11 protein-coding genes are annotated in these 15,226 nt (G+C 41.2%); 3 read left to right on the top strand and 8 right to left on the bottom strand.

All coding sequences use genetic code 11. The annotated features are described in order from the left end of the window. Positions 1–11 precede the first annotated feature (11 nt). Entirely contained in the window at positions 12–1,820 is a 1,809-nt protein-coding gene (gene aceK / locus H3302_RS06660) for a bifunctional isocitrate dehydrogenase kinase/phosphatase (RefSeq protein WP_051501779.1), read from the bottom strand. 105 nt (positions 1,821–1,925) lie between these two features. Between aceK and H3302_RS06655 the strand changes: the two genes are divergently transcribed. Further along, positions 1,926–2,873 (top strand): LysR family transcriptional regulator, encoded by a 948-nt coding sequence (locus H3302_RS06655; protein WP_036968959.1) that lies wholly within the window; start codon positions 1,926–1,928, stop codon positions 2,871–2,873. Positions 2,874–2,983: 110 nt separating this feature from the next. After that, positions 2,984–3,427, top strand: a complete 444-nt coding sequence (locus H3302_RS06650) for a hypothetical protein (protein WP_036968961.1) — start codon at positions 2,984–2,986, stop codon at positions 3,425–3,427. Positions 3,428–3,435: 8 nt separating this feature from the next. Here H3302_RS06650 and icd read toward each other — a convergent pair whose 3' ends face one another. The 7 genes from icd to H3302_RS06620 all read right to left on the bottom strand — a co-directional run bounded on the left by icd (position 3,436) and on the right by H3302_RS06620 (position 13,730). After that, positions 3,436–4,698 (bottom strand): NADP-dependent isocitrate dehydrogenase, encoded by a 1,263-nt coding sequence (gene icd, locus H3302_RS06645; protein ID WP_036969270.1) that lies wholly within the window; start codon positions 4,696–4,698, stop codon positions 3,436–3,438. Between the two features lie 109 nt (positions 4,699–4,807). After that, entirely contained in the window at positions 4,808–7,489 is a 2,682-nt protein-coding gene (locus H3302_RS06640) for a 7TM diverse intracellular signaling domain-containing protein (RefSeq protein WP_182396286.1), read from the bottom strand. A gap of 35 nt (positions 7,490–7,524) precedes the next feature. Next, positions 7,525–9,789 (bottom strand): TonB-dependent receptor, encoded by a 2,265-nt coding sequence (locus H3302_RS06635; RefSeq protein ID WP_182396285.1) that lies wholly within the window; start codon positions 9,787–9,789, stop codon positions 7,525–7,527. Between the two features lie 143 nt (positions 9,790–9,932). Next, on the bottom strand, positions 9,933–12,161 hold the full coding sequence (locus H3302_RS06630) for an NAD(P)-binding protein (protein WP_182396284.1): 2,229 nt from the start codon (positions 12,159–12,161) through the stop codon (positions 9,933–9,935). 9 nt (positions 12,162–12,170) lie between these two features. Further along, the gene (locus tag H3302_RS06625) at positions 12,171–12,926 is read right to left on the bottom strand and encodes an acetoacetate decarboxylase family protein (protein ID WP_259369886.1); all 756 of its coding nucleotides are present in this window, start codon (positions 12,924–12,926) and stop codon (positions 12,171–12,173) included. Then, positions 12,904–13,110: a hypothetical protein gene (locus H3302_RS19890; protein ID WP_259369885.1), complete on the bottom strand. Its 207-nt coding sequence runs from the start codon at positions 13,108–13,110 to the stop codon at positions 12,904–12,906. The genes H3302_RS06625 and H3302_RS19890 overlap by 23 nt, the downstream gene beginning before the upstream one ends. 47 nt (positions 13,111–13,157) lie before the next feature. Beyond that, positions 13,158–13,730 carry a dienelactone hydrolase family protein gene (locus H3302_RS06620; protein WP_036968969.1) on the bottom strand — a complete coding sequence of 191 codons (573 nt, stop codon included), beginning with the start codon at positions 13,728–13,730 and terminating at the stop codon, positions 13,158–13,160. Between the two features lie 662 nt (positions 13,731–14,392). Here H3302_RS06620 and H3302_RS06615 point away from each other — a divergent pair. Beyond that, positions 14,393–15,223 carry a TIGR02285 family protein gene (locus tag H3302_RS06615; protein WP_230237472.1) on the top strand — a complete coding sequence of 277 codons (831 nt, stop codon included), beginning with the start codon at positions 14,393–14,395 and terminating at the stop codon, positions 15,221–15,223. The last annotated feature ends 3 nt before the right edge of the window (positions 15,224–15,226 follow it).

The raw sequence follows: 15,226 nt of genomic DNA, 5'->3' as shown, positions 1-15,226 counted from the left end.
TTGAGATTTTTTCACCCCTGTTTTGCTCTCATTTCACTAAATCGCCACGATTGTTTATACGGATACACATCCAATAATTGTCCCTCATTAATAGCCGCTTGCAGTCGCTGCCACATAGCAACACTGAAAATGTCGTGATGCACAGCATTAAAAAATGAAAATGCCGTTTTATTTGCACTGAAAAATACCTTGAATTGGCTCGGAAACACATCGTTTTCAGCAATATCAAAGTAACTCTCGCTGCTTAACTCTTCTAACGAGTCAGCACTTTTTGGTAACTCTCGAAATTGACACGCCGTCATCGGGCAAATTTCATCGTAATCATAAAACACCACTCTTCCCCAGCGGGTCACACCAAAGTTCTTCATCAACATATCGCCTGGAAAGATATTTGCACCTGCCAGCTCTTTGATTGCTTTACCATAATCAATCATAACAAGTTCAAGTTTTCGTTCATCACACTGATTAATATATAAATTAAGCGGTGTCATTTTCCGTTCAACATACACATGACGCAAAATAAGCGCATTACCCGATATAATTAAACTGTCGCCAATTTGGCGCTGCATCGTAGTGAGTAATTCTTCACTAAATCGGCTTAAATCAAACGCTAAATAACGAAATTCATGGGTATCAACCAAGCGCCCCACGCGATCGGCTTGCTTTACAAAGTCGTATTTCGCCATGACATGTTGTTTAGTGGCGGTTTTTGGTGCGCTAAATTTATCTTTAATCACTTTGTACACATAATCAGAGCCTGGTGTCGTAAATACCAACATCACCATGCCAGGCGTACCTGGGGCAATAATGTATTTATCATCAGGAGGGCTATTTTTAGTGGTATCAACTTTATAGCGATAAAACTCGGTTTTGGCATGCTTGATAAATCCTATCGCGTTAAATAACTCAAAACGTTGCTTATGGGGCATCAGCACGCTGAGGTAATCAACGTAACGCGCAGGTTGGTCGGTGTCGACCATAAAGTAGGTTCGCGCAAACCCAAATAGCAGACTAAGTTGATCGGCGCCCATCATGACGGCATCAATGTGCAGCCCTTTTTCACTATTTAGTAAGGCTATGGCAAACGGCATATTATCACCATTTTTAGCAATGCATCGCCCAATGATATAACACGCTTTATTTCTAAAAAATAATGAATTAGCGTATTCGATATACCCATCATTCAGTGCTAACAGCTCATAAACCTGTGGGCACTGTTTTTTTGCTCCTGCGATTAAAGTACGCTGCAACATGTCAATATCATCAGTGAAATGTGCATAATCGGAGCGAAAAACATGACGACTCACAAGGGTTTTTATCGCATTTTCAAAACCACTTTGTAACGAGATCCGACTTACCAGAGAATCAAACGGACGAGGCCCTAAGCGATACCGTGCCTTTAAAACAAACAAATGAACATTACGGATTTTACGTGAGTCCCAAATAGCCCCAAATGTCGAGTTGAAAAACGTATGTGCAATGGGCTGGTTTTCGTGATTTTTCACCATTTCTGCATAAATTTGTTTTGCTAATAACCACAGAGCAGGATCGTTAACTTCGCTGTAAGCTATGATCTTTACAGCTTCACTTACTTTTTTTACTTGGCCTTCGTAAACCTGTAACCGTAACTTCATTGCTGTTTGCACTTGATGCCATTGACGTTGTTCAAACCGGCTTTGTGCCCCTAAAGTGATATTCAAAAACTCTGCAAACATGGCCTCAAACCCTGCATACACAGCGCGGGCTAGTTTCGTGGCAATAATATTCTTTAGTTGTTCCGACTCTGTTTTTTTACGAAAAATTGCATCGTGTTGAGGCATTATTAATATCACTTATGCTGATTATTTTAGTTGCCGTGTTTACACACAATAGCAAGCACGCTTTAATTTAGGTAATTAATAAAGATAATAAATAAGATTGATCAGATGAATATTAGGCATGTCGACCTAAATCTATTGGTGTATTTAAATGTACTGATAGATGAGCAAAATGTATCAAAAGCAGCCAATAAACTTGCCTTAACGCAGCCTGCGATGAGCAATGCATTAAAACGGTTACGTGATTTATTTGACGATCCCTTGCTCGTTCGAGCCGCTGGCACAATGACACCCACAGCCAAAGCGCTGAGTCTCAAGCCTGAAATTGAAGCACTGCTAAAAATGGCCGAAGAAATCACGCAACCAAGTGAACTGTTTGACCCAAGCACTGCAAATATAACGTTTCGGATCATGGCAAATGATTATCTAGAATCAACCTTAATAGCCCCTTTTATCACCCAACAACTGGCGAAAAGCCCCGGCCTTAATTTTGATATTTTGAGTCCAAGCGACGTCAACTTACACGATATGGAAAAGGGCACAATCGATTTAGCTATAAACCGCTTTAATGGTTTACCCCGTTCATTTCACCAAGCCAGTGTCTGGCGCGATAACTATTGCTGCTTAAGTCACCCTGACAATCCTTATCTACAACAGCAAACGCTTGAGAACTACCTTGCACAAGAGCATATTTGGGTAAATAGGGCTGGCTGGGGGGTTGAAGCAGCGGTGACTAATAAATCCGGAAGTCAAAAATTAGGCTGGGTAGATGAAGCATTATGGCAGCTCGAACAAACGCGTAATATTCGTGTATTCACTCGCCATTACATGGTCGCAAGCTTGCTCTGCCAATCGCCTAAATTGATAGCCACGCTGCCTCGTCGTCAAGCGATGTTGCTCGCAAAACACACCGATTTAGTCATAAGTCCAGTGCCATTTCAAATTGTTCCCATTGAAGTAAAAATGCTGTGGAGCCCATTATTACACCATGCAAACCCGCACCAATGGCTGCGTCGAGAACTATTAGCTTTTGCAAATACAGTGGCCGACAGATAACAAATTAACAATATTGATAAAATCAATATCAGTTATTGAAAACAACAATTTCATTAATAATGAGTGACAGGCTAGAGTGAAGTTAAGCACATAAACAAAGAGAACTTGATATGGAAACTTCAGCACAATTCACTCAACAAGACGGCCTTTACATTAATGGTCAATTACACACTTTTATTGAACAGCAACTTTGTAAAAAAAGCGAAATTGCGTGTGACGAGATATACCAGATTCTTGCAACACTGGTTGATGAATTTGGGTGTCAGTGTCGTAAAACGAAACACCAAGCAGATGATGTTTTACCAACAGAAACACTGTTAACTGCCTACAGCTCTGTACGCACTCATCCACATTGTCATGTAGATGCTCAAACGACGACCGCTGTACTTGATGAGTATTGCTGCCAAGTACCGGCTATTTTAGTGGTTGCTCTTATGGATACGCTAACAGGTATTACAAGCGACGAGCCTGGTGCAAAGCACATTTACCAACGTGCCGCAGCACTGACAGGTAAACCATGCGTCTACGCCATTAATAGCGCACACGCTGCTTAATATGCGCATTACTTTGAGTTACTTATTCGAGCGATGATGCTTTTTGCAAAATCACTGCAATTAAGCATCGTCGCACCGGTGACATAGTCAGCCAAATCAAAGGTAAGTTCTTTTGCCAATAATGTTTCTTCCAGAGCTGATTCCACTTTTTGTGCAGCCTCCTGCCACCCCATAAAACGCAGCATCATTACCGCACTTAAAATACTACTGCTTGGGTTCGCCGTGTTTTCACCCGCTATCCGGTTAAAAGTGCCATGTGTTGGCTCAAAAAAAGCGACCTCATTATTTAAATTTGCTGCTGGCATTATACCAACGCCACCGACTTGTGCAGTCAACATATCGGCCAAATAATCACCATTTTGATTGGTGGTTACGATTACATCAAATTGTTCTGGTGTAAGCAACGCCTGCTGAAGCATATTATCGGCAATCACTTCTTTAATGACTAAATCGTCCTGATTGTCACGCTTTATTAGCAACCAACGGCCATTCTCATGGGCAACTGCATTAAACTCTTGCTCTGCAACCGCAAAGGCCCAGCGTTTAAACGCCCCTTCTGTAAACTTTAATACATTCCCTTTATGCACCACAGTTAAAGATTTACTTTGTTGTTTTAGTGCATAATTGAGTGCATATCGCATCAAACGCTCGGCCGCTTCTTTTGAGCTATTTTTAATGCCAAGCCCACACTGGGTATCAAAACGTAATCGTGTCACCCCCATTTCTTGACATAAAAAGTCGAGCATTCGCTCGTTGTCAATACTGCCAGCTTGCCATTCAATACCCGAGTAAACATCTTCTGAACTGTCGCGAATAACGGTTATGTGGGTTTTTTCAGGCTCTTTTAATGGTGAGGGTAAATGCGGATAACTGCGGATAGGCCGCATATTAACGAATAAATCCATTTCATGGCGAAGTGCGACGTTCAAAGAACGAAAGCCCCCACCCAAAGGAGTGGTTAGTGGGCCTTTTATGGCAATTTTAAACTGCCTTACGGCATGGAGTGTTTCTTGTGGAAACCAATCTCCGTCGTAGAGTGCGGCCGCTTTTTCACCGTTAAACACTTCCATCCAGTGAATCCGACGCTCTCCTTGATAAGCCGCCTCAATAGCAGAATCAACGATACTTCGCATAACGGGGCTAATATCTTGCCCAACACCATCCCCTTCAATGTAAGCGATTACTGGATTGTCAGGAATACACCACTGGCCATTTTTATCGATGGTGATTTGTTCACCCTGCTCTGGCACTGAAATATGTTGATACTGCATCATAACGTTTTAGCAACTAGTCGGTTGAATATGCTTTGTGAGTATCTATTAATACCAAGATTTGTCTGCACTGTCTGCGTATGTATGGAAATACCCATTATTCAAATCATTAATGACACACTTTGTCTATTTCGTCTTCCATGGCCTTGAATAGCGAGGCAAACAACTGCGTGTCTAGCGTTACGGTGTCATTTTTTAATGCACTATCAACAGCAAGTGCTTTGATATAAAGCGTCTCACACTCAAACATGTTGGCTGCGCCCTTTAACATGTGCACATTTCGACTTAAGCCTTCGATATCCATTTTTTTATATTGCGTACGCATATCGGCATATTGATTTTTAAGTCCTTTGATATAGTCATCCTTTAGCAGTTGGAATTCGTGTTCAGGTAGCTTTATATCAGCCAACTCATCGCAGTCTAGGTAACTGGCAATTTTATGGCTAAATGCATTACGGTCTATGGGCTTTGCAATTAAATCGGTGAAACCTTGGTTCATGTAACGCTCTACCTCATGCTTCATCGTGTTCGCGGTTAAAGCAATAATGGGCACCGAGATCCCCGTCGCATGCATCATTTTCAGTGCTTCTTGACCATCCATAATTGGCATTTGAATATCAAGTAATATTAGGTCAAATGTGTTCTCAAGCGTTTGCTGCACGGCATCTTTACCGTTTTCAACCGTTGTGACTGTTAGCCCCATACGCTCTAAAATACGTGCAAATAAACGTCTGTTGTCAGGGTGATCTTCAGCGAGTAACACCCGACCTTTTAAATTTTCTGGCGCATCAAGTTTACTAAACGGAGAGGTTTCGACTAATCTAACTTCACTCATATCATTGAGCCAACGCGTATTGTCTGTTGTGTACACAGCGATTGTTAAAGTAAACTCACTACCTGAGCCAACGTAACTTTTTACACTGATATCACCATCCAGTTTTAGCGCTAAACTTTTAGAAATATTAAGACCCAAACCTGTGCCACCATACTGACGAGAAATACTCGAATCCGCTTGGTAAAAGGCACTGAATAACGACTTTTGTTCAGAATCTGTCATGCCAATACCGGTGTCTTTCACACTGATCGCTAAGGTATTATTCTCACAACTCACCGTAAGCGTTATTCGCCCAACCTGAGTAAATTTTAGTGCATTGGTCGTCAAGTTTAATAATATTTGCCTTAATCGGCTAGGATCGGTCACGATGTAATCAGGCAGAGGGAATTGATAATCAACGCTAAATTTTAAGCCTTTATCACGTATTTGCTTACCAATAAGTGATTCAATATTCGCTATCGTGGCAAATAAATCGGTTTCAATTAGATCAATTTCAAGCTTATTCGCCTCTATTTTCGACATATCCAAAATATCATTAATAAGGCCGAGTACATGGCGACTATTTTGTAAAATGACACCGATGCCATGATTTCGTTCATGAGGCTTAATATCACCAAGCATAATGCCATCAGCATAGCCAATAATCGACGTCATGGGTGTGCGTATTTCGTGGCTAATATTGGCTAAGAAGCGACTTTTAGCTTCATTTGCGTCTCGTAATTCATCGGCTAATTCTTCAAGTTCAAGTGTTCTTAACTGTACTTTTTGCTCGAGATTTTTATTAAGCTCAACATTATCCTCATGCAACAACCTAAATTTATCAGCGACAGCAAACGCTAGTAGCATGGCATCCATCGCGGTGCCAATCAGTCCTAATAAATATAAATTCATCGACGTGGCAGGCAATAATCCTAAGTTTGTAAGATTACCCACCATGTTAGGCACCATCATGGCAACATAGGCCAGTACAAAATAACGTGCAGGTTTGAAGCCAATCAACATACAACGTACACCGATATACAAGCCTAAACACAAAGCGACACCCGTTACTAATGTTGACCAATAAAAACCAAAGCTAGGCCACACAACACAAAATGGGATCCCCAATGTTGCGATAACCCCGACAGTCAGAGACAGCTGCGATAATTTCGGAAACGTTTCCTTTAACTTAAGGAGATTATTGTAAAATAAAATGTTGGTCAGTGGCGTGAGTGCAAAACCTAGCCAATGTAAGTGCGGGTTGTAATACCCAAACAATTGATCCGAAATATGAAAGAAATGACTCCATGCGAACACCCACGAAGCGGTGAATAAAGCATAATATAAATGCGTGACGTCTTTAGACACTAAATAAATTAACAGGTTATACAAACCAAGCGCTATACCGACCCCAAAACACAGCATGATGATTACATTTTCGAGCGTGATAATTTCGAAATAATCTTGATACGGCGTTAACACTAACTTTGCAGGAGTATAAAAATAATCGCTTTCAAAATGTGTGATCAACGTATAGCGCTTGCCTTTTTCAAGGTTTAGGCGGTTTCCATAGTGAAATGCAAATTGGTTTTTTTCGACGCCACCTGTCACAAAACTTCGTACAGGTTGAGAAACATCGGTTAGGTCATAAATCCGACTTTCTATTTTTGAAACCAAGGTATTGTAGGGGTACAGGACAAGGTCTTCGATATCACTTTGATTTTCTATATCGACAATCAACCAGTAACCGCCCCCAATCGAACTGATACGTGATTGTGGCCTTTTTGAGGCACGCCAGCGTTTAATATCAGCCGCAGATTGAGGAAATCGATTGTCTCTCGCAGCTAATATTTGCCCGACATCATGTAGGTTCTGCTCAAAAGATGCGTCTGTATATATAAACGCTTGTTCGGCGCACACTGAATACGTTGAATAAAATAGAAAAAGCAAACTGCCTAAGAATAGCTTTAACCGCATTCACAGCGCCCCTAATAAACAAAAGTCATAAATCATCAAAATTGAAAAGCCACATCAAAGCCATAACGTCGCCCTTCTCCTTTAAAGTCTTCTAACATACCCAGAAATGAACTTAAATCGAATTTTAACTGACTGTACTCTGTATCAAATAGATTTTTTCCCCATAATATAAACGACCAGTTATCTACATCATATTTAAAGTGTGCATTAACAAGGCTGTAGCTTTCTTGACGGGCGTACAGGTTCATATTTTGATCAAAGTAAAATGCTGACTGATAGTCAACCATCACATTGGCTGAAAACGGGTTATTCATTAACCGCGTATCATACTGCAGCCCTGCCGATACATTCCATTTTGAAGTAAAAGGTAATTGATTATCGGTGATACTATTACCCAATGGATCGACATACTCTTCGTACTCAGCATGAGGAATATAGCCCACTGATAACTGCATAGCGAGTTGTTGGGTGGGCTGATAGTTTATTTCACTTTCGAGACCATAAATTATAGAGTCGGCTACATTTTCAAGTAATTGAACAGGCGGCATTTGCGGTGTTTCAGAGGCTTGATTCATAAACACTTGCTGGTCATTATAATCATAATAAAACGCAGCCCAGCTCATTCGTAATCGTTGTTCCGGCCAATACGTTTTCAGGCCAACCTCATGGGCATTTAAACGCTCCTTGCCGTAATCAGCTAAGATTGCTTGTTCTTCAGATGATAAAAAGCCGCCATTATACCCGCCACTTTTGCTGCCATTAGCAAAACGATAATACAGGTTCGCTGTGTCAGAATACGTATAATTGAGAGCAAACTGACCGGTAATGCCATTATCGGATTGCTTATCAGAAACCGTGTAAAATGGCACTAAAACCCCTGCTAAATCATTGGGGTTGACTACCACATTTAAGGTTGATGTAGAGCTGTATTCAAGTGATTCATAATCGTAACGTAGACCCGCAGTGAGCAACCAACGCGTGGCTAATGGCACTTCAATTTGGCTAAATAGCGCTACGTTTTGTGTATCGATATGATTATCGTAATAAAATGTGGCCGTTAAATCTGCAGGCAAAATACCACGAAAGTCGCGTAAAATATCATTGATGTTATCTTGCTTAATCGTTTCATCAGCAAAATACACCCCACTGGTCAGCGTGTAATGAGTAAATTCATTAAGGACCCTAAACTCTTGACTGAATAAATGGGTGTCTAAACCTAACACTCCTTCGCACAACCTAGCAGGTGAGCCATCGCAATTAAATGCATGGCTTCGCTCTAAATTATTAAAACTACTTACGGAGGTCACCGTTGTGTTATCACTCGACTGCCAATTTAATTCGCCGATAAAGCCATAGCCGTCTGATTTATGCGGTGAGTCATTATTAACACTCACAGTAAAAAAGTCGTCACTCCCATCGTTAAACCCAAAGCTATCAAAGCACCGTGTTGAACCCGCATCGGCTGGCGAACATAATTCACCCGTTAATGGGTTTGCTATAATACCGATACTCCCCACTGGCTGCGAAATGCCATCCCAATCTTCAATATGTGCTTGCAGGTAAAGCTCTACGTTATCCCATTGACTTAACAGTGACAGCCGTGCATTTTTTTGCTCCATGCCCGCGGTCGGTGATGCAGAAAAATTATTTTGTGTCGAATAGTCATAATCTTGATAATTGAATGCTAACCGCATCGCCGTTTCATCGCCCAGCGGTTGGTTCCACATCCCCTCTAAGCTACTGGCGTTATTGTTGGCAATACCCAGTGTTAACGACCCTGCTTGCTCAAACTCAGGCCTATTTGTGCGGATTAAAATTGCCCCACCGGTTGAGTTACGACCAAATAACGTGCCTTGCGGGCCACGCAAAATATCAACATGCTCTACGTCATACAGGTTAATAATTTGGTTATTTGCCGAACCAACCGCCACGCCATCAAGGTACATAGCTACAGGCGATGTATTCGCAGTATTGTAATCAAGTAAGCCAATTCCCCGAATACTGACGGCGGGAGGTGTGCCCTCGGCCGCGTTTTGCGTTATTTTCACGTTCGGTGCAAATAACCCTATTTCGGTTGAATCTTTAAAATGCTGCGTTTTTAAAAGTTCGCCATTCACTTGGCTTACCGCAACACTGACGTCTTGAATTGATTGCGGACGCTTCTGTGCATAGACACTAATAACTTCCATGTCCTTTTCAGCCTCTGTATTTTGCGCTGAGGCATTACCCATGACACATGCCGCTAAGCAGCTACTCGCAAGCATAGTGAGTTTAGGATTGAATTGATAAGGACGTTTCATTCGTTTTTAGACCTTAAAAAGAGGGACGTATGTTAAATTATTGTAATTTCCAGTAAGTATAGACCAAACAACGCTGTAAAGTCGCATAAAAAGCAGAGGGTTAACGGCTTTTATGCCACATTAAAGTCGCTGTTGACTAAACATTACCCTTTTTCAAAAGCGTGTTCGCCGCTAATTTGACTTGGAAAGCCACAGAGTGAGCGTGACGTTTGCATGCCAGCCATCACCGCCGCTTCAACACAGCCAGCATTAACGCCTGTTTTTATCCAATCGCCAGTAAGGCGTAAGTTTTTATAGTGGCTGCCATCAGTCGCTAATCTAAATTTGCTCGACCCTGTAACAGAGAGTACATAACGCTCACTGGGATCAATATTTACCCGCCAATACTGTTGCTCTAAAACAGGCAAAATACTGTGTGGATCTTGGTAAAACACCTGCCAGTCAAACTTATTATTGGTATAAGCGTGCGGCCACAATGCTTGCATATCAACGCTGAATAAATACTGCATATTATGTTTCACCTCAGCTTTCATTTGCTCAGGAAAATGATGTGCCGTAGCCGGTGGATAATGCTCACACGTAAAAGCGCTACAAAAGTAGGCAATATTAACGGGCGGATCACTGTCTGGCCACGCCTCTTTGTCAACGAGATTGCTCATTGCAGCCCATGTATCGAAGGGTTCAACAAAACCACTTAATATAGGCCCTTCTTGAGCCGAATTGGTATCGGTAAAGCCGAGTTGTTGATCAGTTTTATTCAACCAAACTTGGCAAGCTTGTGTCGCAACACTCTTCACTTTACTTGCTTGTAAAGCAAGGGCATTATCGTCGCTAAGCAAATCTGCCGCCACATGCTCAAGCGAAGCAACAGATACCCCCAATATTAGGGTATCAAAATCAACTCCATGCACTAACGTAAGACTTGGAAGTGGCTGCTTAAAATGCGCTTCATATACTTCTGGCCAGTCACTCCAGAACGACTCTAAATTAACCTGATATTCTTGCAACAAATGCGCTTGTAGCGGGTTTATTTGGTCTAAGAGCGGCTCACTTGGCCAACAAGGCAGCTGCTTTACATTGATAAGCGGCGCATATTCACCCGAATTTAAGCTGACCTGCTGACGCAGTTCAATATGCGATACCACAGCTTGCCCATGAGAATCTTGACCCGGCGTTAATTGTGTAAGCTGGTGGAAAAATTTAAATTTTACACCGCGTTTTTTGAGTAGCTCATAAATAGGAGCAAAAATGACATCTCCCATGCCTGCTTGCATTTTCCACATCACTCCCCCTTTATAACAAAGGCCAATTCTTAGCATGGCAAGTGCTGCAACACCGGCCTCAACATTAGGCTTGTTAAAGTCGCCATTGGGGTATGCAAACACCAAGTCATAAAAACCTCGTACAGGAGCAGAATTAACGCTATAGGCTCTATTTGCACCATTTTTTTCGAGCCATTGACGAAAATCATAACAATTAATTACCCCAAAACCATCGCGATAAACTTTATCTTTTATCAGACCTGTCAGCATCGCAATAGCCAGATCGGCACAAATATATAGCCTGCGCAGTTGTGCATTATCATCCAGTAACTCTATTACTTGCTCTTTAAACCAACGCTTTAATTTGCGAACGATATACCAAATCACTAAACGATCAGCTTGCTTGTCTGTGTGGGTTGTTTGCTGTGCGGTAAACTGTTGTAAGTGCGTAAGTAAAGAGCGAGGAGTGGAGATAATCTCGGCCGCATCCGATTCAATGTCATCAATAAACTGTTTTGCCGAGGTAACCTGAGTATCAATATTCGCTTTTATTTGCTGATAGAGGTGCTTTAGTAAAAACTGATCTCGTGGCTTTTTAGTAACTAATGTGGTTTTTGCGTGTTGCTCACAGACATCTTCAATGTCTTCGGTCCATTTTTTCAGCCAAGCCAGTGTCATCGTAACAAAATCCCACACTGTAATATCCAAGCTTCCATCTGCTGGATTACCCGCAACGGTTGGGAAATCTATCGGCCATGTTTGCCACTCGTTATCGATAAACTCTTGTAATGCAATAAAACTATGCGGCTTAAACGCCTGTTGCCAAGTTGCAAGCGGGGAACTCGCTGGCCTGTCCAAATTATTGTAGACCCCTTGCAAAGTGCGAAAGCTATTTACATAAGCACCAAACCACACATGCAAGCCATGCTCTTCAATACGTTGACCAAAGTGCTGATTGCGACCACTTGCGCCTTTACCTCCTAAGCGCCACCCTTGTTGATAAACGGTTATTTCGCGATGTTGCTGCCAATCTTCTTGCTCGGTTAAATACACCGCGGCAGTCATTGCAGCAACGCCACCCCCTACGATTGTGATTTTTTCTTTGCTCATGGTCATCCTTTACGCAGGTAAAACCTGGCTTGCGCCAAGTTGATCAAAGTCCATATTGATGTAAAAAGGCAAATGTACCGCTTGGCTTCCTAATTGAATACCAAACATATCGTGCAACGGAAAACTCGCTACTGACTTCACATCAAGGGTAAAATTATTAGTGAACAACTTAAGTTGGTGAATTTTTTTTATCACTGATGGAGAATGCACAACAGAGCGATAAACGGCACTTGTACCCTCTCCATCTGGGAATTGCTTAAACAATATTTGATCCATTTGCGGGTGAATAAACCCCTCAAACAGTTGCTTAATTAATGAAAAATCCACGCCTTTAACTTCATCATCAAAAAAATCAGCCACTCGCTTCGAAAAAAGAGCAAGGTTATCTAATAAGTTTTCTGATGTGTTGATATTGTCTTGTTCAATTGATAATAGTTCATGCATTGCAAGCTTTGAATTAGCCGAGAACACATCAAAACACGGCAATGAAATTGAAAAACGTGATGTTTTGTTCGCCGGTGTGGGCATGTCATAGTCACATAAATATTTGTTGTAACCCCATACCTCACGCCCATTTATTAGCGCATAAATATTATTCACACTAATGAAGGCGGGATACCAATACAGGTGGGCAATATCACCATTAACCACTTTAGAAACAGGTAACCAAATAATAATGTCGGTTTCTTGCATCCAGCCCTGTTCAGAAAACGGAGGGGTCAGAGACGATATTTTTTCAATATCAGTAAACGTGAGTAAACACACTGCCTAACACATTGAATGACACAGAATCATTTGCAACTGTATTGAGTGTCGCATCGACATATTGCTGCATTTTTTGCTCACAAGCAGACACGAAAAAACCATACATTGCCGCGTTAATCATGCGGCATGGCGGCTTAGCAACGGGGTTTGATAAAAAGTGGCAGTATTTATATGGGTTAGTCATAGTCATTAACTAAATTGTTGTTTACTCATGACTATAGACTAGTTTTACTAGTTCGTTACAAGTTGTTCATTGCATTTTTTGGTGAAAAGTTGCTCTATATACGCTTGGTAACCAGCATGATCAAAATTATCAGATAACGGGTTCATAAAACCATGGGCATACTGTGACACTTCACAGCTGACATTCGGTTTATTTCTGAGTGTAGCCACCACTGGTTCAATATCAAAATGTGCTTCACTGTGCGCAAAAATAAACTGACAAGGCACTGTCGCCGATAAATCAAGGTGATTTCTAACTTGTGATGGGTAAAATGCAATAATTTTCTTTATGTAGGGGTTTTGTAATTCTGCTTGCGCTCGCCAAACTGCTGATGCTCCCGCACTAAAGGCAATGATCGTAGTTGGTCGCTTAACAGCGGCCATTTTAATGTAGACTCGCTCAAGATAGGTGTCGTGGCCACACTGATTCAAAAAGTGTTGATATTGAACGTGCTCAGAAACCGGTGTTTGTATTTCTCCTAAATAAGGTTCACACAAACTGACTTTGCCACTAAGCTGCTGCGCAAGCTGTGATAAATGTGCTGTATTTCCGAATATATCTGACACCAAAAGGTAGTTCATTTATGTACTTCTGTGTTGTTATTATTGTGCCCGTAAAGAATACGCGTGTTTCAAATAAACATCCAGAAAAATAATACTTGCGTTTAAATATTTATTGCAGTAGTCTACTCGTCTGGTTTTTATAAACCTCGCGGTTAACCCCTTACCTTGATCCAGTAATTCCCGCATATTCGTATAAATATTTGCACCTGTGTGGCTCAATGACATTTTGATGAATTTTAAAATTATCACCAAACTGTCACAAATATAGTCAACACTGTAGGCAAGACAACAAATGTCAGTCTGTATTATAAGTTCCCTTACAAAGCTCTACAGAACACTGACAAAAAGAAAGAGTGAGTTTTATTATGTCATACAAATACAATGGATCTTTGATCCAAATAGCACATCCAGTGCAATCAATTTCGGTTAACAAACAGCGTGTAATTTTTAGCGACACGCAAGGCCTAAAAAATGCCATCTTCCAAAAGGCGAGCGATGCACGCCAATTTGTAAAATGGTTAAAGGCCAACTAAACCCAAACCGAAAAAGCGCCAGCATACCACGCTGGCGTTTTAGTTTTTAACTTTCGTACGCTTATCTAAATTCCTGCTACACTTATATTTTTAACCTACGAATAGGTAGTGAAAATGCGTTTGGCATGGTTTTTTTTACTATTTTTTTTGTGCCCTTTTGCAAATGCAACTAATCAATCTAAAACGATTGAATGGATCGTAGTTGATTTTGCCCCCTACTACATAATGAATGACCGTTACGAAGGTATGGGACGTGACGAAAGTGTCATTAAACTGCTTAAAAATGCTCTACCCGATTACACTTTCACACGCACTTTATTGCCTGCTAGTCGTGCCATTCATGAGCTATCAAATCCACACAATAATTACTGCATGTTGTCTCTATATCAAAGCGAACATCGCAAACAACACATTGCATTTACAACACACACGTCCACTGTAGGTTTGTCACCCTCCATTGCGATTCGTAAAGAGCTAATTGAAAAACTTAATTTAGATCCCTCTAAGCCGGTATCACTAAAGTCATTACTTAACGACAAACACCTTGCATTAGGTGTATCAATGAGCCGCTCATTTGGCAGTAATATAGATAACGTAATTAACTCAAGCCATGATGCAAATATTATCTCAAGACCAGGCCGCGATACCCTTGCAAGCTTAACTTATATGCTACACAAAAAGCGCATTGATATTTTATTAGGATACCCAAGTGAGCATTATTATTTGGCGCACTCGATGGGATTCGAGAATGAATTAACCCAACTAACACTCTCTGAAGCGCCTAAATTAAGTGTTGGTTATATTGGCTGCACAAACAATGAACAAGGCCATGCAATGATTACCTTGTTAGATAAAGCGCTGGAGGAAATAGCGCATACACAAAATTTTGAAGATATCTTAGTACGATGGTTGCCAGATAACTTAAAACCAATCTTAGAAAAAAGGTTAAGAGATAGAAATGAAAGTGCCGCTCATTAAGCG

It is taken from the genome of Pseudoalteromonas sp. MT33b, from assembly GCF_014117385.1.
Classification (GTDB): domain Bacteria; phylum Pseudomonadota; class Gammaproteobacteria; order Enterobacterales; family Alteromonadaceae; genus Pseudoalteromonas; species Pseudoalteromonas lipolytica.
Note: the sequence above shows the minus strand (reverse complement) of the source record. Positions and strands in the feature narration are given on the sequence as shown.